This is a genomic window from Elusimicrobiota bacterium, assembly GCA_016218575.1.
Taxonomy (GTDB): Bacteria; Elusimicrobiota; Elusimicrobia; order UBA1565; family UBA9628; genus JACRDN01.
Window position 1 is genome coordinate 186,568 of the sequence record JACRDN010000016.1, and the last position, 23,766, is coordinate 210,333.

General features: G+C 61.5%; 19 protein-coding genes. All 19 read right to left on the reverse strand.

What is annotated here, in order from left to right; all coding sequences use genetic code 11:
* Nucleotide 1: 1 nt before the first annotated feature.
* Entirely contained in the window at nt 2–592 is a 591-nt protein-coding gene (locus tag HY921_05880) for a sugar transferase (GenBank protein ID MBI5630396.1), read from the reverse strand.
* 21 nt (nt 593–613) lie between these two features.
* Nucleotides 614–1,819: a glycosyltransferase family 4 protein gene (locus HY921_05885; GenBank protein ID MBI5630397.1), complete on the reverse strand. Its 1,206-nt coding sequence runs from the start codon at nt 1,817–1,819 to the stop codon at nt 614–616.
* The gene (locus tag HY921_05890; protein ID MBI5630398.1) at nt 1,816–2,472 is read right to left on the reverse strand and encodes a class I SAM-dependent methyltransferase; all 657 of its coding nucleotides are present in this window, start codon (nt 2,470–2,472) and stop codon (nt 1,816–1,818) included. Before HY921_05890 ends, HY921_05885 begins: the two co-directional genes overlap by 4 nt.
* A gap of 9 nt (nt 2,473–2,481) precedes the next feature.
* Nucleotides 2,482–3,555 (reverse strand): hypothetical protein, encoded by a 1,074-nt coding sequence (locus HY921_05895; GenBank protein ID MBI5630399.1) that lies wholly within the window; start codon nt 3,553–3,555, stop codon nt 2,482–2,484.
* Nucleotides 3,552–5,477 (reverse strand): asparagine synthase (glutamine-hydrolyzing), encoded by a 1,926-nt coding sequence (asnB, locus tag HY921_05900; protein ID MBI5630400.1) that lies wholly within the window; start codon nt 5,475–5,477, stop codon nt 3,552–3,554. Before asnB ends, HY921_05895 begins: the two co-directional genes overlap by 4 nt.
* Complete coding sequence (locus HY921_05905; GenBank protein ID MBI5630401.1) at nt 5,465–6,685, reverse strand: glycosyltransferase; 1,221 nt, start codon at nt 6,683–6,685, stop codon at nt 5,465–5,467. Before HY921_05905 ends, asnB begins: the two co-directional genes overlap by 13 nt.
* Nucleotides 6,682–8,199, reverse strand: coding sequence for a hypothetical protein (locus tag HY921_05910; GenBank protein ID MBI5630402.1), 1,518 nt, complete (start codon nt 8,197–8,199; stop codon nt 6,682–6,684). The genes HY921_05905 and HY921_05910 overlap by 4 nt, the downstream gene beginning before the upstream one ends.
* 21 nt (nt 8,200–8,220) lie before the next feature.
* The gene (locus HY921_05915; GenBank protein MBI5630403.1) at nt 8,221–8,976 is read right to left on the reverse strand and encodes a methyltransferase domain-containing protein; all 756 of its coding nucleotides are present in this window, start codon (nt 8,974–8,976) and stop codon (nt 8,221–8,223) included.
* Nucleotides 8,973–10,277, reverse strand: coding sequence for an aminotransferase class I/II-fold pyridoxal phosphate-dependent enzyme (locus HY921_05920; protein ID MBI5630404.1), 1,305 nt, complete (start codon nt 10,275–10,277; stop codon nt 8,973–8,975). The genes HY921_05915 and HY921_05920 overlap by 4 nt, the downstream gene beginning before the upstream one ends.
* On the reverse strand, nt 10,253–12,112 hold the full coding sequence (locus HY921_05925) for a hypothetical protein (protein MBI5630405.1): 1,860 nt from the start codon (nt 12,110–12,112) through the stop codon (nt 10,253–10,255). The genes HY921_05920 and HY921_05925 overlap by 25 nt, the downstream gene beginning before the upstream one ends.
* Entirely contained in the window at nt 12,103–13,632 is a 1,530-nt protein-coding gene (locus tag HY921_05930; protein MBI5630406.1) for a lipopolysaccharide biosynthesis protein, read from the reverse strand. Before HY921_05930 ends, HY921_05925 begins: the two co-directional genes overlap by 10 nt.
* A complete protein-coding gene (locus tag HY921_05935) occupies nt 13,629–15,413 on the reverse strand; it encodes a transferase (GenBank protein ID MBI5630407.1) in 1,785 nt (594 codons plus the stop codon). Before HY921_05935 ends, HY921_05930 begins: the two co-directional genes overlap by 4 nt.
* Nucleotides 15,410–16,516 (reverse strand): SGNH/GDSL hydrolase family protein, encoded by a 1,107-nt coding sequence (locus tag HY921_05940; GenBank protein MBI5630408.1) that lies wholly within the window; start codon nt 16,514–16,516, stop codon nt 15,410–15,412. Before HY921_05940 ends, HY921_05935 begins: the two co-directional genes overlap by 4 nt.
* Entirely contained in the window at nt 16,516–17,529 is a 1,014-nt protein-coding gene (locus tag HY921_05945; protein ID MBI5630409.1) for an NAD(P)-dependent oxidoreductase, read from the reverse strand. The genes HY921_05940 and HY921_05945 overlap by 1 nt, the downstream gene beginning before the upstream one ends.
* Entirely contained in the window at nt 17,526–19,262 is a 1,737-nt protein-coding gene (locus tag HY921_05950; GenBank protein ID MBI5630410.1) for a hypothetical protein, read from the reverse strand. Before HY921_05950 ends, HY921_05945 begins: the two co-directional genes overlap by 4 nt.
* 145 nt (nt 19,263–19,407) lie before the next feature.
* Nucleotides 19,408–20,004: a metal-dependent hydrolase gene (locus tag HY921_05955; GenBank protein MBI5630411.1), complete on the reverse strand. Its 597-nt coding sequence runs from the start codon at nt 20,002–20,004 to the stop codon at nt 19,408–19,410.
* 6 nt (nt 20,005–20,010) lie between these two features.
* Nucleotides 20,011–21,480 carry a glycosyltransferase gene (locus HY921_05960; GenBank protein MBI5630412.1) on the reverse strand — a complete coding sequence of 490 codons (1,470 nt, stop codon included), beginning with the start codon at nt 21,478–21,480 and terminating at the stop codon, nt 20,011–20,013.
* A 12-nt stretch (nt 21,481–21,492) separates the two neighbouring features.
* Complete coding sequence (locus HY921_05965; protein MBI5630413.1) at nt 21,493–22,785, reverse strand: class I SAM-dependent methyltransferase; 1,293 nt, start codon at nt 22,783–22,785, stop codon at nt 21,493–21,495.
* Nucleotides 22,778–23,761, reverse strand: coding sequence for a GDP-mannose 4,6-dehydratase (gene gmd, locus HY921_05970; protein MBI5630414.1), 984 nt, complete (start codon nt 23,759–23,761; stop codon nt 22,778–22,780). Before gmd ends, HY921_05965 begins: the two co-directional genes overlap by 8 nt.
* Nucleotides 23,762–23,766 lie beyond the last annotated feature (5 nt).

Genomic DNA, 23,766 nt, shown 5'->3' on the forward strand with positions numbered 1-23,766 from the left:
TTTATTGCGCGATCGCCGTTATCGTCTTGAATATAAGCTTGAGGTCCACCCATAGATTGTGATTGTCCACGTATTCCAACCCCAGCCGTATTTTTTCCGGCTGTATCAGCGCTTTATAGGCCTTGTGCGGATCCGACTGCCCCTTGAGGATTTCGCCTTCATTGCGGAAGCGAATCGAGGAATAATCCGTGATCCCGGGCCGAACCGTCAACAGCCGGCGGGTCGATTCATCATACTCGGCGACTTCGGAAGGCACCTCTGGGCGCGGGCCCACGAAACTCATCTCTCCGACGAAAACGTTCCAAAACTGCGGCAGCTCATCGAATTTATACCGGCGCAGCAAAGCCCCGATGCGGGTGAGCCGCGGGTCGTCGGACGAAGTGGACGGGCCGCCGATTTTATCGGCGTTTTCCACCATCGTGCGGAACTTCAAGATGCGAAACGGCCTGCCGTTGAGCCCTATCCGCGAGCCTCGATAAAAAACGGACCCCGGCGACCCCAATTTTATCAGCAGCGCGACCGCAAAAAAAACGGGGGAAAGGATCGTCAACGCAGCCAAGGAAAAAAAGGCGTCAAAGAGTCGTTTAGACACTTCGCGCGATTATATCATTTTTCAACATTTTAGAGACGGCTCGGGCACGGGCAGGCCCAGGTCCTGAAGGGCTTTCGGCACGATCAGCCTCTCGTCAAAGTCCCGCATCGCTTTCATGCGCGAATAACGCCCCAATTCCGCCCGCAAAACGTCGTCGGCCATGACCCGCTCGATCGCGTCGGCCAACGCCCGCGAATCCTTGATCGGGACGAGAAAGCCGTTTCTCCCTTCCTCCACGGCGCCGCGGCAGTCCTCGCTGGTCGTCGTGATGACGGGCTTGCCCATGGCCATGGGCTCCAGGAGTCCGCGCGGATAGCCGCCCTCCCTGTAGTAGGTCGGCAGCACGGCCAAATCGGCTATGGCGTAAAAGCTCTTCACGTCGCTTTGAAAGCCAAGCCATCTGAAATTCGCCCTTTTTTCCATTTCCCGCGCGAAGGATTCCGGGACCGCGTCCCGGCTGTCCGGCTCCAGGGGCGCGACGAGAATGAATTTGAGTTCCGGACGCTTTCCCCTGAGCCGCTCCGCCGCCTCGGCGAACTCGCGGACTCCCTTCTGCCAAATCATCCGCCCCACCATGACCACGGCTCTCTCGGCGGGCCTCAGCCCGCAAAGGGCCTTCGCCGCCTCCCGGCGCCGCTCGCCCACCAGCTCCACCGCGTACTCGCCGGTGTCGAGATAATTGCGGCTCAAAACCGTGTTCTCCTCCCGGATCAAGCCCTGCTGGACGAAAAACGCGCGGTCGCGGGCGTTGGTGAACCACGCCCTTCGGCTCCAGCGGCAGGCCAGGCGGTAGAGGCTCATGAAGGCCCGGCGCGTGATCTTCCCTCTGAGGTCCGCGCGGCTCTCGAAGCCGGAACCCAAGCCCACCACGTGCATGCACACCAACCCAACCCCGGCGCCCTTGGCCGCGAGCGCCCCGTAGATGTTCTGCTTGGTGCAGAAGTTCAGGACCGCGTCGAACTCGCGCCGACGCATGACGCGCCAGAGGCGCCAAAGATATTTCAAGTCCTCCCAGGGACTCAGCCACCGGTACATGGGAACCGACACGCATGAAGCCCCCAACGCCTCGATTTCCTCCCCGTGGACCCCGGTCTCGCACACGACGAAGACTTTCGCGTTCGGAATCCGGAGCAAGGACCCGATCATCCCCTTGCAGAACAAAACCACGGAGAGCCCGTCCGGGCAAACGAGGGCGATATTGAAGGGCCGGGGAACGGCCGAGGTCATTTCTCGAGGACCAAAAGGGCGTGCGAAGAGAGAACCGGCGCCACCATGAAGGCGCGCGCCACGCGAAGTCCTTGAGATCGGCACTCGCCCATGACCTCCTCCAGCGGGGCCGGGCAGGGGGCGGGCACGTGGCCGGGCGTGAGCCGCGACAGGAGGAAATGCTTCAGGCGCTGGAGGGGCGTGTCCACGCTGCAGCTCACGATCACCACTCTATTAGACAAAGCGCTAATCTCGCGCAACGCGGCGCGCTTAACCTCGCGAGGAACGCGGTGCAGGAATCCCAAGGTGACGACGCACGCAAAGGAGCCCCTGGGGAAGGGGGTGGCGGTGATGTCGGCCCGGACGCAGGCCTCCAACCGGCCGCCCGGATATTCCTCCCGGGCCAAGCTCATCATCTCGGAAGATATGTCGCTGGCCACAATCTTGAAAGGGAAGCGGCGCAAGACCTTGCCCAGGATGCCGGTCCCGCAAGGGATGTCCAGCAATTGGTCCGAGGAACTCCACCGGTACCGCCCCAGCTCCCTGGCAATCGCCCTCTGCTCCAGGCAAGTGACGAATCTCGCCCAAGTCCAATCCTTGGTCTGGTGCTTTCTGTACTCGGCCGCCCTCGCGGAGGTGAGATACGCGTCGCGCGTGCTTCTTTCGTAATCCATCGCCATGGCCTACCCTCGGAAGTCCTGCTCCAATTGTAGTGAAATTTGGCGGCTATAGAAAGGGGTCACATAAACGCGGGCCGCCATGGCCTTGACCCACGGCGCCCAACGCCTCCGCCGTAGGGAGTCCAGGGCGGTCCGCCAGTGCTTGAGCTGCTCTTTGAGCAGGAACAGCTTGAACAGCTGCGGGCATCCGGCTCGAGATTGAGCGTAGTACGCGCTCAGAAAGGCCTCCTCGGCCCCGCGGTCCGGCTCCCTCAACACCGGCAAGGACTTGCTGCCCCAATACAGGATGCGGTATGTCGTCAGGAACCGCGCCAAATCCGCCTCTCGATAAGCGATTTTCATCTTGCCGGGATCCAGGAGAAACAGGGCGTCTCCGGAGCCGACCAAGACGTTGCGCACGTCCAAACCCTTGAGAGTCGGCACCTTGCCGCTTGGGCGCTCGAAGCCGTTCATGGATCTCAACTTCTTCAAAACACGCATCAACAAAGGACTGCCCGTGTCGGAGGATAGGTCCTCGCAATAACGCTCGAGCTTGGGCATCTCATCGGACAGGAGAAAAACCCCGTCGCTGTAATTGGACCGGTGAAAGCGCCCCAAGGCGGCGCCCAGCCGAGACATAAGACCTCGCAGCCGTTCGCCCTCCCCGTGAAAGCCAAGCCGCCGGCGGATGTCCAATCGGCGAAAGACGGCCGTCGCGTCATCCCCGCGAACGCGATCCGTGACGATCGCGTTATATTCCGGAACGACTCCGCGAATCTTGACCCAACGCACCTGCCAGTCGCCGTTCCAGCCCCGCTCCAGCAGCCTCAAGCTCCTTTCTTCTTCCTGGGCCATCCGCCTGTCCTCCGGAGTGATGGGAAGAATCTCGGGAGTTCCGCGCACGTCCGTCTTGGGAATCTTGACGAACACATCCCGAGGGCCTGAACGAGCCGCCGCCTTGACCCTGAAGGTGAAGGAAAAATAATTAGCCTCCAGAGGGCCTATTTCCACGTCGCCGGCGCCTGCCTCGGCCCCCAAGACATCCCGAACCACCTGCGATCCCAGCAGGCGATGGACGCGAGCGTTGGCCGGAGTCATCGCAGCCAGCGCTCCGCCCACATCTGGAAATTAAGCATCAGCATCACTTTTTCGGCGCGCCCGCCCCGATACTTGTAAAAAGAGTCCAATTCGCGCCTGGCCGCGCGCTCGTCCAATATCCCCACGCGCCGGATGCTGTCGGGAGAGAGATAGTCCAAGGCCAGGGGCTTCCAAGGCCCCCTCAGCCAGTCGTAAAGCGGAATGGAAAAGCCCCTCTTGGGGGAGTTGAGCACGGCCTGGGAAATCCAGGGGCTCACGGCGGCCTTGAGCACCCGCTTATGCGTCCCGTTCTCATAAAGATAGTCGAGAGGCAGGGAGAACGCGAACTCGACCAAGCGATGGTCCAGGAAAGGGTCCCGGCACTCTAGCCCCACGGCCATGGAAGCGCGGTCCACCTTGCAGAGGATGTCCTCGCCGAGGAAAGCGGACAGGTCCGCGCGCATCATGCGATCGATCAGCCCCCTTTCGCCGTCCCGGGACGTCTGCCCGAACTCGGCCCCTCGGGCAAAGCCCCCGTTCCCCGTGCCCAGGATATCCCCCACGCTCCGCGCGGTCCAGCCCTTCTCATTGCTGATCCGGATGAGGTCGTCGTGGCCTCGCACGGGCAGGAGATCGAGCATTTTCTCGTAGCGGGCCGCGGTCTGCGGGTTCCAGCGCGAGCCCTCGCGCAGCGCGAGAGCCGCCGAGATAAGAGACCGGTAGGGCAGGCGGCGCAGGGCAGCCGAGAGGATCGACCGCAAGGGCGCGGGGAAACGGCTCAGGCGGCGGTAGCGCGCCTCGTAGGCGGGGTAGCTCTCGTAGCCGCAGAACAGCTCGTCTCCCCCATCGGCGGAAAGGACCACCTTGACCCTCTCCCGCGCCAGGGCGCAGACCATGGAGGTGGGAATGCCGGAGGCGTCGCCGAAGGGCTCGTCCCATATCTCCACGAAGCGCAGGAGCGCCTCCTGGGCCTGTACGGCGCTCAAGGTCCTCACCGTGTGCCTGAGGTCCAGATCCCGCGCCACGCGGCGGGCCTTGGGAGACTCGTCATAGGCCGGTTCGTCGAAGCCGATGGTGATGTGCTCCAAGTCCGCGCCCGCCCGCCTCTTCAAGAACGCGGCCAAAAACGACGAGTCCACGCCCCCGGAGAGAAAAACCCCGACGGGCACATCGGAGACCAGGCGATAGGAGAAGGCGCTGTCGCAAAGGGTGGAGAGCTCCTCCACGGCCCTCGCGAAGGTGCCGGAGTAGGAGCCCCTCTCGACCCCATCCAGGCTCCAGTAGCGCCAAAGGCGCGCCCCGCCGTCCGCCTCCACGCGCAAACAGTGCCCCGCCGGCAGCTTGAAGGAGTTCTTGTAAACCGTGGCTTCTCCCAAGGTGTAGCCGAAGCGGAAAAATTGCTCCAAGCCCTTAGGCAAAAGCTCGCGCCGGAAATCGGGATGGGCGTAAAGGGCCTTGAGCTCGGAGCCGAACAAGAGGCCCTTGGCGGTCTTCTGGTAATAGAGAGGCTTGACGCCCAGGCGGTCCCGGACCAAGGTGAGGGCTTGGGCGCGCGCGTCCCACAGGGCGAAGGCGAACATCCCGATGAAGCGCTCCAAGGCCGCCTCGAGGCCCCAGCGGTGGACGGCGTTGAGGACCACCTCGGTGTCCGTGCCTCCCGCGAAGCGGTAGCCCGCGGCCTCGAGCTCGGGGCGGATCTCGCGGTAGTTGTAGACCTCTCCGTTGAAGACGATGGCCAGAGCCTTGTCCTCGCTCCACATGGGCTGGCGGCCCGCAGGCGAGAGGTCGAGTATGGATAACCGGCGGTGGGCGAGTCCCAAGCGGCCCTCGCAGTGCAGGCCCTGATCATCCGGCCCGCGATGGACCAAGGCGTCGGCCATGGCGCGCAGGGCCGCCGCGTTGGCCGGCGCGCCGAAGCTGAGCTCCCCCGCTATGCCGCACATGCGCCGCAACCCCTCGCCATCTCCGCCCAAATCCCGGCCAAGCGCGCCACCTTGTCGTCAACGAGGTAGCGGGAAAATACCGTGCGGCGGGCTTCCTGGCCGAGCCTGGCGCGCAGGCCGGGATCGGACAATAATTGCCGCCAACGCCGGGCCAGAGCCTCGACGTCCCCGGGAACCACGAGGCAGCCATTTTCCCCATCCTGGATGGCTTCCCGCAACCCGCCGACGGCCGAGGCGATCACGGGCTTGCCCAAGGCCATGGACTCGAGCACGGCTCGGCCGAAACCCTCGGCCAGGCTGGGATGGACGATGAAGTCCATGAGGCTGGCGATTTCAAGGGCGTCCTTGCGCCAGCCGGTGAAGACCACGCGCTCGGCGATGCCGAGCTTATCCGCCAAGGCCTCGAGCTCCCCTTTGTAGGACCGGTACTCGTCCACCACATGGTCGCCCACGAGGTAAAGCTTGAGCCGCGGGAACTCCCCTGCCAGACGCGCCAGGGCCTCCAGGGCGAAATGCTGGCCCTTGGGCCGGTAAAGCTGGGCCAGCACCGCGACGTTGAGGCTATCGGGGTCGATGCCGAGCTCCCGCCGGAGGGCCGAATGGTCCCGGCCCTCGACCTCATGAATCAGGGCCGGATCCATCCCTATGCGCAAAATGTCTATCTTGCGCGAAAACCACCTCACCAGAAGCGGATAGCGGTCGTCGCGGTTGTGCGGGGCGAAGAACAGTATCTTGGAGGCCAGAACGAAGCAAATCCGATCTATGATGGGATTGGCGAGTTCGCCTTTGACGTAAAGAAGAGAGGGCACCCCGGCAAGCCTCGCCCCGACCCCAACGCACATCTGCGCGCGCACGCAGTTGGAGTAAATCACCTCGATGCCGCGCTCGCGCAGGAAGCGCCAGACCCGGAAATTGTAGCGGACCAGGTCCGCGGCGGATTTGAGCTTGGCCAAAGGGCCCGCCCTCAACAAGGCCTGGCCGTAGCGCCCCAGGGCTCCCGGGGGAGGGAGCACCACGCATTCGACTCCCATGGCCCGGAAGCGCTCGAGTGCTGCGCCCTCCATCGGCGCCACCACAATGGGATGGAATCGCTCCCGATCAAGGCGCTCAAGAATCAATCGCTGAGTCAGGAAATTGCCCCCCAATCCCATCGGATAGGGCTCGTAGAAGGCGGTCCGGACGGGGCCCATCATCTTTTCGGAGCTCAATGCCGCGTCGCCGCCGCGTTAAGTTCCGCCGGAGGCGAGAGCCCCGGGGCTTGGCTCACGAAAGCCATGCGCATCAGCCAATCCAGGAAAATCACGGCCGCGAAGCTCGCCAAGGGCCGCACGATATCCACCGGGACCGCACGCTCGACGACGCCGAACTCGATGAAGCCGCTGAAAAGCAGGATGAAGAAGGCGGCAAAGGCCGGAGACTCCCGGGCCATGGCTTCAAGCCTCAGGCAGCGCCTTGCGCAAAAACAAGCCAGGAGGAAGACCACGAGAGGCGCCAGCCAATGGCCGAAGTACAGATAAAGGGTCCCCTGGATCCCCCAGGTTTCGCTGTTGTAGGTCACGAATAGGTCGTAGTAAATGTAATCGAATAGCTGGTTGATGCCGATGATGTCCGAGAACGGCTTCAAGGACCCGGGCAGGAGCGCGTTGATGGTTCCCATGAGGTTGTACACGGGATTGTAGGTCTCCCAGGGGTCGTGCACGTAGTGGTTGTTGAGTATCAAGAACGGGGCCTTGATGCTGCTCACCCGGTGGAGCAGCTCGGTGAGGCCGAAATAGAGGTCGTTGAGCACCGGGTTATTAGGATTGAAGGGATTCAAGGCCCGCAGGAACGCCGTCCAAACCAGGTCTGCATCCGCGCCGGTCCGAAGAAGGGGTCTCAGGCTCTGACCGACCAAGCCGCAGAAGACAGTGACCGGGACAAGCGCGGAAAACAGGCCCATCCTGGGAGAATCACGTAAGCCGACGCGCAAGTCGGCATTGAGGAAGAGCCAATAACTGATCGCCAAGAGAATGAAGAAAAAGCCGGTGCCGCGGCTCCCGCCCGACACGCCCAGAACCGACCCCAATATCACGGGGAAAAGCAGGATCGGCCGGACCGCTCCGGAAGCCGCCCGGCGGGATCGGATGTAGGAGAAAAGACAGACGATATTGACCGCTCCCAGCGAAAACAGGCCCCAGGCGAAGAGCCGCGTTCCCTCGTCGTCCATGGCCATCCCCTGCCACATCTGGGTGGCCGGCATATAGTTCACTACCGAGAGAAGCAGCCAAATCAGCCAGAAGGACCAGCCGGCTTCCCCGACTATTTTGTCCAAGCGGCGGAACAGCCACGGTACGGGCGCGGCGGCGGCCGGGACGGGGGGCGTCAGCAAAAGGCCCAAAAGCCAGGCTGAAAGAAGGGCCAAAAGGTTGCGGTACACCACCGCGGCGTCCGAGGGATTGAAGAATGAGTTCAGGTCCAAGATGTAATTGAGCTGGTCCGAACGGAGCTTCGCGAGAAAAATATCGACGTAGGGCCGCGTCAAGTACACCCTGAGCACGTAGAAGGCGATCAAGATGTTCAAGAGAAGGGCCCGCCTGGACCACAACAAAGCCGCGATGACATAGCAACAGCCCATCATGGCCAAGGACGCGACGACGTTCTCCGCCATGAAGCCATGGGCCGCGACAGGCAAAAGAGAGCCGTAAACGAGGAAAAAAATAGCGGAAAGAATGCGCAAAATCACAAAGACGCTCTACTTTAGCATTTAAGAACCCGCGATCCAATAGTGGGCCCGCCGGTCGGGGAGCACGAAGCCATCCTCAACGCCTTGATAACCGGCCTGGCGCATGACGGAGCGATAGTCCTCCCGGCTGCGGGACCACCCCCATAATTGGCCGCGAGAGCGCAGTCCCGATGAGGCCAGCATCTCGGCGGCCAAGGCCTTCGTCGAAGCCCAAGCGCCGAGGGCCCTTCCCCGGAGAGTGCTCGGCAAGTCATCGAAGCTGGCGGAAATGATCAGGCACCGCCCTCCGGCCTTCAAGAACGGCCGCAGCGCGGCCAATAGGCCGGCCAGCGCGCCGTCGTCCAAGGCGTAGTCCACGGCCGCCAAATAAATCAGGTCGAATTTGAGCCCCCGAGGCAGGCAGCCCGGGATGCCGCCCAAGAGCTGCCGATCCTCCGGGAAGCGCCCCGAGACCCAGCGCCACGCCGCGGGCGCCACCTCCTGGATGAACAGCTCCAACCCAGGGCGGCGCGCCTGGATCTCGCGCTCCACGGCTCCCAAGCCGCAGCCGATGGAAAGGACTCGCGCCCGTACCGGGGCTCTAGACAGCACGAATCGCGCCCAAAGCTCCTTGCCTTCCCGCCAGCTTTTTGAAAGCTGCTCCCAGCCTCGGTAGCGCTTGAAAAATTCCCTGTAGAACGCGCCATAAAACTCCGGGCCGGCGAGCTCCCTTGAGGAGAGGCGTGAAAACTCCGAGAACTGAATGCCGTGCCACTCCGTCTGATACATCCGTCTCATCGAGCCCCGCTCCTCTTGAGATCCGCCCGAATTTCATTCCCAAGCCATTCCCAATTGCGCTCCACCTCCTCCTGTATGGCGCCGAGGGGAACGCGCGGGTGGGTGGGGAAATTAACGATGTGCCGCGCGGCGAGCTCGGCAATCGGGCAGCTGCCGGGCCGATATCCGACGGCTTCAAGGTCTCGGCAGCGCCCGGCCACGACGCTGGTAAACCAAACCCCCAGGTCGAAGCGCCTTTTAAAAGCCGCTTCGAATTTCTCGCGGTCCTTGACTAGGAAGGAATAGCGCAGCCAGGTCGAGGCGTTGAGCTCGCCGGCATCCATGCCGCTCCAGCCGATCTTTCCCTCGAGCCATCCGGCTATCCGCCTGCGATGGGCTAGGTTTCGCTCCAAATCTCCAAGCTGGGACAGCCCAAGCCGCGCCTGAGCCGCGGATAGCCGGCAGGGATACCCTGCCGGCTTGCTGGTCTCAAGCTCATCCCGAAAAAAGAAGAGCAATCCGGCACGATCCAGAAGCGCGTGGATGGAGCGGCCCAGCCAAAGAAAGGCCGGCGAAAAGCATGGGTATTCCAGCAAGAACGAGCGCACCAGGCGCCGAGACGTGCCCATATCCGGGGAAGGAGAGCGCGCCTGAATTTCCCTCAAACGAGCGGCCAAGGAATCATCGCTGGTCACCGCCATTCCTCCCAAGTGGGTGTTGATCACCTTGGAGTGATCGCTCGAGAAAAACGCCACCTCCGTGAGCGAGCCGACCGCTCCACCGCGATAGACCGTCCCAAGGGCGTGGGCGCCGTCCTCGATCACCGGCAGCCCGCGCCTTCGGCCGATCTCGCGCAGACCGTCCACATCGCAGGCGACGCCGAAGGTATGCTGCGCATACAGGGCCTTGGTTCGCGGAGAAATCGCCGCTTCCACCTTGGAAACGTCGATGTTGAAAAAGCGAGGCTCTATGTCGACATAAACCGGCCGAGCGCCGCGATAGAGGATGGCGTTGGGCACCACCACGCAGGTAAAGGCCGGAATGACGACCTCGTCTCCAGGGCCTACGCCCAAAGCCTCGAGGACGGCGTAAAGCGCCATCCTGCCGGCGCCGAAGCTGACCCCGTGCCTGGCGCCGCACCGCTTGGCGAACCGGCTCTCGTATTCGCTGATGACGGAGGGCTCCTCACAAGGGCCGCTCGAGAGCCAGGCGCCCGCCATTTGGCGCCATTCCCGCCCGGTATTGGCGCCGGCAAGAACGCCGTAACGAGCCCGAGGCATCGACGGCAAATGACGCATCAGCTTGCGAGCAATCGAGACCATTTCGGCAGCTCCGGGTCCAGAAAAAAGAATTGTTTGCCGTCGGGATTCCCGGCCTTGCTTTGGCGCGCCGCCCGCAGAGCCTCTGCCAATTCCTCCGGGGTGCTGACGAAGAACACGCCGGCTTGGCCGCGCAAAGGACTGAAGTTAAGCTCCGCCTTATCCAGCATCACCACCACCGGCAGGCCCGCCAAGTATGCGTCCAAGGCTGCCGCCGTCATGTTGCTGGAAAACGCGACGTCGTAGCCCTTCAAAATCTCCTCCAAAGGCTCCATGACCACGACCAGGTCGAGGGAAGGATAATCCGCGGCGCTCACGGGGCAGTTGGGGTGAGGCTTGACGGTGTAAGTCGTCTCGGGCGGCAATAGGCTTGAAGCCGCCGCCAACGTTCCCAGAACCTTGGCGGTGGCCGAAGGCAGGAAATCGCCCAGGGCCAGCACCTTCGAGGCGCTTGACTCGTTCTTTACGGCCGGACGTGCTCCGAGAAGAGCGCAGAGGTAGCCATAACGCAAGGCCTCGCACTCCACGATGGTCTCGGCAGGATACCCAGCGCCGGCGTAGGCCTTGACCGCCGCCCCGCCGTTGAGGGCCGTGAAGTCGGCACGCGGCATGGCCAGCGCGTCCGTCGAGAGGATGGTCCGCGGGTCGACAAAATCGCGCAAGTCCCAAAAACGAACCGGGGCGTGAACCACCGCGATCAGCTGGCCATGGCCCCGTTTGCGCCAGGCGTGGATGAACGCCCGCTCCCAGGCCTGGTTTTCGCACAGGTACATTCCCTTTTTTTGGCGAGGGACCTCACGCAGGGCGTCATCGAACAGCTCGATCCATAGGAGGTTGGCGATGGCCTCCGGCCCCCGGATGGAGGAGAACCAATATTCCCGCATGAGCGGCCACAGAGAGGCCCGAGATCCCGCCGGGGTGAACGCGGCCTCCAGGCCGCGCAATCGCAGGGACGAGAGGTTGAGCCTCGCCCAGCGCTTGAGGACGCGCGGCAGGACGCCCCAGGACAGGTAGGCGTCGAGAAAAGCGTGGGAACTTCTCCCGGAGCTTGCGCTGTTGATCTCCCGCAGAAATCCCTGCGCCGTCTCGGGATCGGGCGCTTCCCGGCAGGGGACGAACAACTGCAGCCAGTTGGCCTCATAGCCCATGCGGCCCAAGAGAGCGGGCAGGCCCGCCCAGTAGTAAGAATGGAAAAATCCCTCTCTCGCGGCCCGGAAGTCGATATTGTCGAAGTAAGAACAAAGGAAAACAGCTTTGCCGCCGCCGAACCAGCCCAGCCGTCGAGTTTTTCCGAGAGGCCGGCGCTGCCGGAAATAGCGGGCCAGGCTGGCCAGGGCCCGGAGCCACTGTGGCAGGGCAAGGCGCAGCCGCTCAAGGCCGCAAGGCCGCGCCGGGCCGCCGGGGATTCGCCGCCATTCGTAGGAAACATCCAGGCCCCGGCACAAGGCGCGCAGGGTTTCATCCAAGACCTGGTTCGCGCTCACCAAGCGGAGCGCGGAGACTCGCGCCTGGATCATGATTTCTTCCAAAGCGAGAACGCGGATGGCATCGCTGATCCTGGGCGATTTCCTGGGATTCTGCTCGACGAACAGGGTCATCCACCAATAGCTCAGTCCATCCTCCAATTCAAGGCGCTCAATGAGGCTCTTGCCGCCGATTCGGCTCTGGCCCAGATCATGGATCCAGTTCAGATACTTCCGGCGCAGCCTCTCGGCATGGGCCTCGACATAAAGCAAAAGGGAGCGGCACGAGCCCGACTCCGCGTGCCCGTTCCAGCTGTAAACCAGACCATCGCAATGACCAGGCTCTGCGCCCCCGTCCCATAGAATCAGAACCACGCCGCAATCCCTTCGCACCCGCCGGCCAAGTCCAGCAGGAGCTCCTCCCTCGTCAGTCCCGCCAGCCAGGGCATGGCATAAACCACCGCCGCCATCGCCGCCGCATACAGCAGGCCTCCCAGACCCATAAGCACAGGCAAGGGCCAAAGCCCGCCGGCCACATGGCAAACCGCGGCATGGGCCAGCCAGCCCAGGCCCAGGCAGGCGGAAAGGCCAGCGGCCTGGTAAATCCAGTCGAACCGCCATCGATAGAGGCGCGCGATGAGGTAAGCCACGATGTTGACCTGGATGAGCTGCATCACGACCATTTTGATCGCCAGGCCTTCCGCGGCCAGGCCCAAGCCTGGAACCACCGCGTTTCCGGGAGCGAGCACGAAATATGTCACCCCCATGCTGATCATCATGAACACGGTGCCAGTAAGGACCAGAAGAGAAACCCTCTCCGTCGCGTAAAGCATGGTGCCGGTGATTTGCCCCATGGATTGATGGACAGGGTAGAAAAACATGATGGCCATGGTGAGGGCTCCCTGAACATAGGCCGGTCCGACGATAAGGCGCAAAAGGTCTTGCGTCCAGGGTATCACGAATCCGGCCACCATCGCTCCGACCAGGAAGGTTAGGCGCGAAACCTTTCGATAGAGAATCCTGGTGCGCTCCAGATTCCCCTGGTGGTACGACTCGGCGATCTCCTTCCAAAAAATGCGGAGAATGGAAGTGGTGGCGATAAGCCCGATGCTCGCGAATTGCGCGCCAACCGCGTAGTAGGCTTGCTCGATGCGTCCGCCGTATTTCTGCAGCAGCCAGCGATCGGCGAATTCGTAGGCGAAGCCCACGCAGGAATAGGCGACAAGAGGCAGGCAATAGCTTAAATATTTTTTGAAGATCGACTCGCGCGGGTCCTCGCCCTCATTGCCCCCCCGAGGGGAGGAATAGGCGTAGGAATGCTGGGCCACGACCGCGGCCAGCAAATATTCAAAGGCGATGGCGGCAAAGATGGCGTGGAGCCCCAAAATGCCCAGCCGCCAAAAAAGAAACACCGCGGCCAGGTGAGCTCCCACGACAGCCACGCCCAGGCCCTGCACCCAGACGGTCTCCCTCTGGGATTCCCCCGCCTGCTGGACTACCGGCCACACGCTGTTCTGCAGGAACACGGCGGCAAAAGCCAGCAAGACCAGGCTCCTCTGCTCGCCGCGCCAGATGGCCGCGATCCAAGCCGCTGGGAATAAAATTCCGATCAGAACGAGAGCTATCAAGAACTGCGCCGCGAGCCAGGCGAAATAGGACGAAACGAAGCTCTTGGACCTGGGCCTCTGCGATAGGAAAGTGAAAAAGGCCGAGGAGCTTCCCAGATCCAGAAGCTGTCGAATGGCCACGAAGGTCCCTGTCAGGAAAGCCATATTCCCGTAAGAGGCCGGCCCCAGCCAGCGCGCCAACAGCATCCCGGTGCTCAGGCTGATCAGGCCTCGAAGCAAATTAGCCCCCACGGTGAACGCAAAGCGCCGCCTAACGGAGGCCGTCATAGCGCCCCGATCTTCCCCGCGGCCGGCATACTTTCCCGGAGGGCCCGCTCGACCCGACCCACGAGATCGCTCGGCAAGCGGCAATAGCGCTCCTTGAAGCGGCCCAGCGCGTCCCGGACGGTCCGGCTCGCCCACCAGGCGTCAACGTCATCCCAGACGGCGGCCGCTTTCCGCGCGGCGGATTCGGGAGTCGCATGGAATATTCCCGCGCGCGCGAGGTCATCGAAAAAGGGGACGGCGGAGGGGCGCAGCTCCCAATGATTCTGGTTCCAATAGATGATCGTCGGCACATCCATGGTAAATGACTCCAGGAACGTCGTGGAGTTGTAGGTGGAGATATAGAGCCGGCTCTCGCGAATCCTCTCATCAATATCGGAGCGGCCCTCATCCAGACGAAGGCCGGGGAAACGGTCCCGCCAGCGCGAGGCTTGATCCCAGCCCAGGTCGTAGGGATACAGGCGGACGGTTAACGCTTCTTGAATGGAGGCGGGGAGGCTCTGGACGAAGGAGCACTGATCCTCGAAATAATCGAGCCACTGGCGGGAAACCAAGCCGCTGAATAAGTGATGGCTCTGGCGTGGATGCGCGACGGTGACCAGCAAGGCGCCAGGCTGCTGCGCATGGCGAACGCCCAAGGGCGCTTTGCGCTTGAATTGGCCCACGGCGCTGACCTTGGGCTGGTCCGGCTCCTCCCAGCCCCAGCTTAAATAGCGATCGCTTATCGCGATCGCATGCTCTTCGACGAAAGACCAAAGCCCGGTTCCGTAATGCCCGCCCTCCTGCCCTATCACGAGAGCGGACCCGCGCTCGACTCTCGCCGCGGCCCATGCCTTGAAAACCTCGTCTGAAAAAGGGCTGCTGGTCCAAATCAATTTAGGCTTCTTCGGCCAAGGCAGCGCGTCCACCTGCCCCAAGAGCCCGCGGTAGCCTTCCAGATACGCCGTCGGAATCTGCCGAGGGATCAATGAGCGGAGGCAGGCCTCGAACTCGGGGCTGTTTTCCCCGCTGAGAATCCAGCGCCGCCGACCGGGATCCACGGCGGTCCGGACCGCCGGAACCAGGCGCCATTTTTGCGGCACTTGACCCAAGCGCAGGTGCAAGCGCATTTCCTCCCGGGCCGGCAGATAAGTGGCCATAAAGAAGGCGTCGCTATCCCGGCTAAGAAAAGACGCGGCCTTAACGTAGGAATCTGCGAGGCTCTCCTTGAGCCTGCGGTCGCCGGCGGAGGACGGCGCGGCGCACCAGCCATCCGCGAGACCATGGCACGGCTTCACGAGGCATGGGACGGAGGTGGACCGCTGCAGAATGGCGGAATAAATATGGTGGTTCCATTCGTCTGTGCAGTAAAGCCGGTCGAACTCGGACATATCGTTGGGCACGAGGGCGCTTTCCAAGCCCGAAAGCACGATGGTCCCGGACAGCTCGTGCTGGCCGACGGCCTGCTGGATGGATCTCCAGCGGTCGAACAGCATTTGCGTGAAATAGCCCAGCCAGGGCCCGAGCAATATGCGCCAGTAGCGCGTTCCATGATTCACATCGTGTATCTGGTTGAGCTGGCGCGCCGTCTCAATAAGCAGACGCTCGTGAAGATCCCTCAAATACAGGTAATCCTCGTGGAGCCGCGCGCGGTCGTCCCAATGATAAGGCAAAACCTCGGCGTTCATCCGCCCCCAGCGCTCTCTACGGGAATGGCGCCGGCACCATTCGCCGAGAAATAGAACCGGCTGGCGGTCTTCTCCCCAGGTTTCCTCCAGCGCCGTGGTGCACAAGAAGCGTTTCATCTTCGAGGAAGCCGCCCGGCGCAGCCGGTTGCCAACAAATCATTACGGGATAAAAAACGGTAGAGGGCCTCGGCCATGACCGTATTGCCTTCGGCTGAAAGATGCACGAAATCCAGATACATCCGACTCCGTTCTGTCGCGTCCATTATGGAGCGAGAATCGAAGAAATACGTTCCGGAGCGCCTTGCCGCCACTTTCCTCAAGACGTCGTTGTACTTGGAGATGAGGCGCCCCGTGGTGAATCCGCTCTTGTTATAGCGCCTCCATAACGGAAGGCCCTCGTTTTTCCCCCTCCGCGCGGTTTGATAGTAGAAGGGATCGCAGGCCACCAAGACAACCGGCACGCCCTTGAGCTCCGGCAAGGACAGCTCCCGGGAAAGCAAAGACTCGACATGGCCCAGCATTTTATCGGCCGGATCGTCATAGTCCGAAATGTCATCAACCCGGCTGGCGTGGCGCAGGCGGCTGAGCTGGGAGAGGTAGTAGAAAGAGGCCAGGTTATCCCTGAGCCCCCTCAACAGGGGCTCCACCAGCCTCAGGCGCCACAACGGCTTCCAGCGCAGATCGGACCAGGTTCGCTCCGCGGTCCAGCCCTGCTTGTAGTAGGCGGCCAAGGCGATATCGTTGAAGGCCTCCACCACGAGGAGGCGCGGCCGGTACCTGGGCAGGACGTCCGCGTGGAGCCTCAAGAAAGCTTGGCTCAGATTGTATGAGGGAACCCCCGCGTTGAGGACCCGAAGACATGAGCCTTGCGAGGCGAGCAGGCGCCCCAAGGCGCTCGGGTAAGACTCCTCATCGGCCACGTCCACGCCGAAAATAATGGAGTCTCCGATGAGGCAGAGAGTTTTACTCCCCGGGGCCGGCGCGGGCTCGCGAAAACCCATGGCATCGACCGTGACGGACCTGTCCCGATACCCCGGCCGCAAAGTGTATTCCCGCGCGTCTGCCACCGGCATGACGCAGTTGACGTAAAAGGTATGCTTGGCCTGGGCCAGCCAGTGCCCCTCCCGAAGCTTGTAGTTGAGCTGGCACAAGGCCTCGGCCAACAGAACCGCGAGCGCGAGGGACGCCGCGATGAGGATTTTCTCGGAACGGCTCGGCATCAGCCTTCCCGCGCGGCTTTTCTGCAAAAGTCCTCGAAGCTGGTCGTCTTGTGATCCCCGAGGATTCTTTTCAGCTTGAGCGACTCATTCCAATAGCCCTGCTCCACCAGGATATTCGCCTGCCAGAGCTTATTGTAGAGCTTGTGGGGAAAAGCCTTCTCTATCAGGGGCCTCGGGCGGGTCGCCAAAGCGGCCGCTTTCCAGAAAATCTTGGGAAGGCGGATCACCTTATACGGCAGGCCGTGGGCTTGGTGGAATGCGGCGCACATCTGGCTTATGGTGAGAGCCTCGGCCGAGGGAATGTAGAGCTCGTGCTCCCCCGCGGGAGGACGCAGCGCGGCCACCTGCGATATGAAATAGGCCATGTCTTCCACGTGCATGCCGCTGACCCGCCCCGGCCAATTCAAGCGGGTCAGCGGCGAGCCCTTGAGCACCAGGCGCCTAAGCGAGCTGTAAAGCCCCTTGTCGATCGTGCCTTCCCCGAACACGCCGCAGACTCGCACGATGGACAGGGAAAATCCCGCGCGCCGGGCTTCCCGGATCAGGTACCTCTCGGTCAGAAGTTTTTTCCGCCCGTAAATGTGGTGGGGCCGCTCCGGCGTCGGGGTTTCCTCCGTCATGGGCCTAGCGGGATCGGCGCGATTGTCGTTGACAGCGATGGAACTCGTCAGGACAAAGTGCGCGCCCTCGACCAAAGGGGAAATCGCCTCAAGGAGATTCTTGGTGCCGACGTCGTTGATGCTGTGGTCGGGCTCGGAGGTGTCCGTGCAGGAGGCCAGATGCAGGACCATTCTAGGGGACTTGGGAAGCTCCGAGAGCCCTTCCCCGGTCAGCAAGTCCACCTCCCTCCAGGCTAGGCCCAGGGCTTTCAAGTTCTCGCGACCGCTTTCCTCCTTGGCGGTCCTGCTCGATTTATGGGCCAGGCACAGGATATCCTCCTTTCCGCGCTCTCGGGCCAACAACTGGACGAGCCTGCGTCCGATGAAGCCCGTCGCGCCAGTAACCAGTATCATCGCGCCGTCTTGGAGCCTCTTCGCCGGCGCATTATAAGAAATCGGTGGATCTGGTCAGATTCTTCCAACGAGGCTCCTTCCCTGGGCTCGTAGCGGTCGACAACGTCATGATTTTCCGTGACAAATTTCAATATCTTCGCCAGGTAAGGATCCTCTTGCCGCCCGAGGGTCTGTTTTTCATAGTCTCCGGAATTAACCAGGACAAAAGGGGCTTGGTCAAGAGCCGCGATAATCGCATCGCTTGCGTCCGCGTCAAGAATGCCCTTCCTCATTTCAATGTAGTATTGCGGATAGCGGTTGTCCACGATGGCCAGCAGGCTCGAGAGGCTTTCGCCGGAAGAATCAATGACGTAATAAGCCTCGCCGGAAGTCGATCTTTTGATGACTTCCACTTGCTTGTCTATTTCTTGAGAGATGCGGGGGGATAGAGACAACCCTAGAGCATCCTGAACATTTTTTGAACCTGCCAGAGTAGGGGTTTTACGATAATGCAAAGGCCTGGCCAAGGCTTTTGCCGCCGGCGGCGCGACAAGAACCGCAAGCGCCAGAGCCGCGAGCGCCTGCGCCCTTTTTGAAGCGGAGCCCATGATCATGAACGCGCTCACGGCGAAATAAACGAAAAGCTTGGTGGCGAGTATGTGGTACCCCTCCAGCGGAAAGAACATGAATGCCCCCATGATGCCCAGGACTGAAAGCATCAGCATATCCTTCTGTCCCTCCCCGTCGCGAGCGCCATTCTTGACCCAGAACCATGCCTTGACGCCGATTAAGGAATTGACGAGGAAGGGGACCAAAAACAGTATCCCCCCCACGACCGCATCGAAATTGCGCGCCATCCCCTGGAACGAAAGGCTTCTATCCCACCGAAAACCATCCGATATCACCCCGATAATGCCGTAATCCCAAATGCGAAGATATTTAAATCCCATCCCAAAAAGGGAATAAAGATAGCGGCCGTACCCCACGGCGCCGCCGATCCAAATAAATATCAAAACCGGCGCGCATAGAAAGGCTCCGGAAAACAGAGCGGCTTCCCTCAAGAACGCGCCGCAATCCAGCCCGACCTCCTTGTTTCCGACGGCCCAACGCGCAAGGGCCCCCCAAAAAAGAAAATACGGGAAAGTGTAGTACACGACCTCGTCCGCGTTGGGAAGCCGCAAAGCAAACAGCACGCCGAAACCCAAGCATCCCGCTATAATGGCGAACAATAACGGCCGACCCTGGGAATTCCCATCCAACCGAAAACTCCGAACAGCGCGGACGAACAAGAAGGCGCCGCAGGCTATGCCCAAGAATAAGCCAATATTATGTTTAAGGACCATGATGAGCCCACCGATGAAGCCGCTTAAAAGCAATTGGAAGGCCCTCATCTTCTCTTCACGGCGCGCTTCCCATAGAAGCAAAACGACCAGCAATTGCAGCGGCTGAATGATCCAATCGGGAGCCCACCAATGCGTTTCAACGCAATAATGCGTCAGGAAAAGAGCCATAAGCAGGGAAATGGCCGCGGAGGCGAAGGTGCGAAACAGCTTAAAAGCCAGGAACGGAACGGGCAACTGGATTAAAAAGAGAAATACGTACATGCTGCTCACCTTGCCCAGCAAATAGGTTAAAAACCACGATCCCGGGGGCCAATTGAGAAGAACCTGGGAAGGAGAGATGACCGTCTGCGCCAATGCCGTATTTAGCGCATGCCCCGGGAAGAGCAGGCGCTTGGAAACATACTGCGCCACGAGGGGAACAATAGCCGCCGGAAATCTCCTGAGAGTCAGTAAGCCGGGTAGATGCTCCAAAAAATAAAATGACAGCAAAGAAATATAAACGAGAAATGGATTCCTCGTTAAAATGGCATCCATCCTGTCGTTCCAGCTGGGATCTCTAACCATTGGCGTCCTGCCCGGCCGCCTCGGGATAAGGTAGCCGCGCCCACGGGCGTCTGAAGCCCGCGGCCGAAGCGACAAGTGCGGCTCCAATGGCGCCCTCCGTAGCAAAAATCTTCAAATTATCAGCGATGATCCAATCATGCCAATCCACGGTAAAATACGGGCCCGGGAGGACATGGCCGATGGGGCCTATGAGCCTGGGACTTAGGGGCCAGCCCAGCTCAAGCCCGTAGTTCTGAACGGGGAATTGGTTAAAAGAATCATACGTCACAAGATCCAAGGCAGGATGCGAGAGACAGGTCAGCGCCAAGGCCCCCAGCCAAGTTCGGTATGGAGTGTTTCCCCCGGGAGAGAGGACCTTCCAGAGAAGCGTCGCCAGGGCCCCTCCCATGACCAAAGCGAAGGCCAGAGAATGCGCCGCCAAATGGTGATACTCGAGAGGCTTGCCTGCTAATAAACCAGGGAGAAGGTCCATGTCGGCGATATTGGCCGCGGTCAAGAATACGAGATAAACGCTGCATGAAGGCTTCTCGCGGCAGGCGAGCTGGGCCGCTGAGATGGCCACTGCCGAGTGAAAAAGCGGCGTGGCCATGGGATATTAGGCGAGCGCGGCGGTCTCGACTTGAGGCAAACCCGCCTCCGGACCGGATCCCTTGGCCAGAACCACGACAGAATGGGTGAACAAGTCCCGCGGACCAAAATAATACTCGACGAGCTCGAAGCCCGCCTTCCGGCACAGGGCCTCGACGTGGCGCCTGGATTTGACGCGGGTAATCTCATCTGGATGGAGGCGAACGCCGCGCCGAAGAATCCGGTTCAAGACGAAATGGATCATCTTAAGCGCCGTCACGCTCAGCCCGAATTCGGGCGGCCAAAAAAGGACCGCCTTGCCGCCGGGCCTCAAGACTCGGCGGAACTCCGTCAAGATGCGACGGATTTCCTCCTCCGTGAAATGCTCCATGACCCCGAGATTGTAGATCCCATCGAAAGCCCCGTCCGCGAAGGGCATGCTGAAAATGCTCCCATGGGCAAGTTGGCAGCGGTTCTGGTGCAGGCGGCCGTAACTAGCCAGGGCCGCCTTCGAAATGTCCAGGGCCGTTATAGCGACGTGTCCGCGAATGTCAGCGTCGTTCTGCCCCGCCCCGCAGCCGGCGTGGAGCACCTTGGAGCCGGCGGGGAATATCCTGAAAATAAAATGATTGAGGGCGGGCCGAATGACGCGCTTGCGGTACAAGGCCGCGATCGCGTCGTAGACGATGCCGCTGGCGTCGGCTTTCCTTTTCCAGTACGAATCCCAATCTTGCGGATCGTGGAGTTCAGCCGCTCCGGCGGATGGGCCGGAGATCTCCAGCCTCTCGCGTTGAAGCAGCGTAGTTAGGGAAAGTTCGATGAGGAACTTAAGGCTGTGCCCGGCCTCCCTCGGGTCCATCTTGGAGTGCCCGTAGGTCCGCGCCGGGAGGTGGATCGGCACTTCCCGGATGCGCAGGCGGTTGAGGTTCAGGATGTGCAGGCTCTCGAAGAAAAAGGAATAGCCCCGTGAGCAGACCAGGTCGAAGGCCTCGCGCGGAACGCGGTCGAGCCGGTACAGGCGGTAGGCCCCGGTCGCGTCATAATCAAGCTTGAGCAGATGCTTGGTCAGGACGTGCCCGACCACGGTCAGGATCTTGCGCCAGGGATTCCATTCCTTGAGGCTCTTCTCCTGAAGATAGCGCGAGCCCACCACGACGTCGCAGTCACGCGAGCGGCGAATGAACTCGGGGATATACTCCGGAGAGTGGGTGAAATCCGCGTCCATCGTGATCAAGGCCGAGTATCCGCGCTCGTAAGCCCAGCGGATCCCCTCGTAGTGGGCGCTCCCGATGCCCCGCTTGCCGGCGCGATGGATGGCGAATATGTTCTTGCGGGAGGAGCGCAGGACCTCTATGATGGCGCCCGTTCCGTCCGGGGAATTGTCGTCCAAGAAAAGGATGTCGGCCTCGATCGGAAGGGCCAGGATGGCCGCGCAAAGTTTCTGCACGTTTTCCCTTTCGTTGTAGGTGGGAATGAAAATCAGCGTTTTCCCAATCATAAGAACCAGCGCCTAGCGCCTGGAAACCGTTTCCAGGGACGGAAGAGGGAACACCAGCCTGCCTCCAGAGGACAAGAAAGCCTCTTCCCGGGCGATGATGTTATCCCGGAAATGCCAGGGCATGACCAGGAAATAGTCCGGCCTCATGGCGCGGGCCTCTTTCTCCGCGATGATCGGGATGAGAGTCCCCGGCGTGAAGGCCCCGAATTTGTCCGGGTTGACCTCGGTCATGAAGGGGATGTCCTTGTCCGTGAACCCGCAGTACTGGAGCACCACGTTGCCCTTGGTCGAGGCCCCCAGCCCGAAAACGCGCTTGTCGCGGACGTCGGCCTCGCAGATGAACTCCCGCAGCGCCTCTCGGTGGCCGCGAACCCGCTCGGCGAAGGCCTCGTAGGGCCGCGGCGTCTCCAAACCCTGCTCCCGTTCCTCGGCCAGGAGCCGCTCGACCGTGGATGCGTCGGCCTCATGGGCCGAGCCCGCCTTGGCCGCGGTTACCGCGAAGCTGCCTCCGTTGGCGTCATTGAGCTCGACGCCAAGTATCTTGAGGCCGCTTTTCTCGGCCATCCAACGGATCTGGCTCAAGCCGTAATACTCCAGGTGCTCATGGCAGATGGTGTCGTAGGCATTCATGCGCATCATGGCCGGCAGGTAGCTCTGCTCGAAGACCCAAATCCCGTTATCCGCGAGGATGTCATGGACCTGCCTCATGAAGTCGAGGGGCGACTCCAAGTCGTAGAACATGGCGACGGAAGTGACCACTGTGGCCTTTTTGCCCGGGAAATGCCCCTCCACGAGCCGGGAGGAGAAGAAATCCGGGATGAGCTGGACATAAGAGGGATACAAGGCCTTGAACTTCCTTCCGGTGGGGTCTATGCCGACGAGCTGGGCTCCCCCCCGCGGATAGGCCTGGAGCAAGGTGCTGTCGTTGCTTCCGATGTCTATCACCAAGTCCCCTCGGCCCGGGCGGACGCGCTCGAGGATCTTCGCCACCCGGCCTTGGAGGTGCCGGACCATGGACTGGTTGAGGCCGGAGCGGTAGCCGTAATTCAAGCCGTACATCTCGTTCAAATCATAGGACTGCCGGAGCTGAACCAGGCCGCAGGAGCCGTCCCTCTGCCGGCACTTGACGAGCTCCAGGGGGCCGGCGGTCACTGCCTCATCTCGGGCGCGCGGGAACACCCCGGTCAGGCTCTGGATCCCCAGATGGATGATGGAGTCAAGCTCGGCGCTGCCGCAGACGCGGCAACGCGAGATCTCCTTGTAACGCTTATCCTGCGAAACGGCCTCTTGGAGGGAATTAGCCACAAACCGCCTCCCGCTCGCTCCTCTTGAGCAGTTCAATATCCGACTGAACCATCATGCCCACGAGCTCCTTGAAGCCCACCCGCGGCTCCCAGCCCAAGGTTCGGCGGGCCTTGGAGGAATCTCCCCGCAGGAGGTCCACCTCGGCGGGCCTCAGGAACTTCTTGTCGAAAACCACGTGCTTCTCCCAGTCCAGGCCCGCCGCGGCAAAAGCCGTCTCCACGAGCTCGCGCACGGAATGGGCTTGCCCGGTGGCCACCACGAAATCATCGGGACTATGCTGCTGGAGCATGAGCCACATGGCCTCGACGTAGTCCCCCGCGAAGCCCCAGTCGCGCAAAGCGCTCAGGTTTCCCATGCGCAACTCCTGGGAAAGGCCCAGAGCGATCCGGGCCACGCCGTGGCTCACCTTGCGGGTCACGAACTCCAGGCCCCGGCGCGGCGATTCATGGTTGAAGCAGATGCCGGAGACCGCGAACAGATTGTAGGACTCCCTGTAGTTGACCGTGATGTAGTGCCCGTAGACCTTGGCCGCGCCGTAGGGACTGCGGGGGTAGAAGGGGGTGGTCTCTCTCTGGGGAGTTTCCCGCACCTTGCCGAACATCTCCGAGGACGAGGCCTGGTAGAAGCGGCTTTTGGGGGAAAACTTGCGGATCGAGTCGAGAAGGCGGGTCACTCCCAAGGCGGTCACCCCCCCGGTCAAGACCGCCTGATTCCAGGAGGTCGGCACGAAGGATTGGGCCGCCAAATTGTAGACCTCATCGGGGCGGATGGCGGAGATCAACTCGTCCATGGAGGATTGGTCGGTGAGGTCCCCCTCCACGACGCGTATCTTGTCCAGAAGATGCCGGATGCGCTCGAAAGGAACGTGGCTTGAGCGCCGCGCCAAGCCGTAAACCTCGTAATTCTTAGAGAGCAGGAATTCGGCCAAATAAGACCCATCCTGGCCCGTAATTCCCGTGATGAAGGCTTTAGGCATGTCGA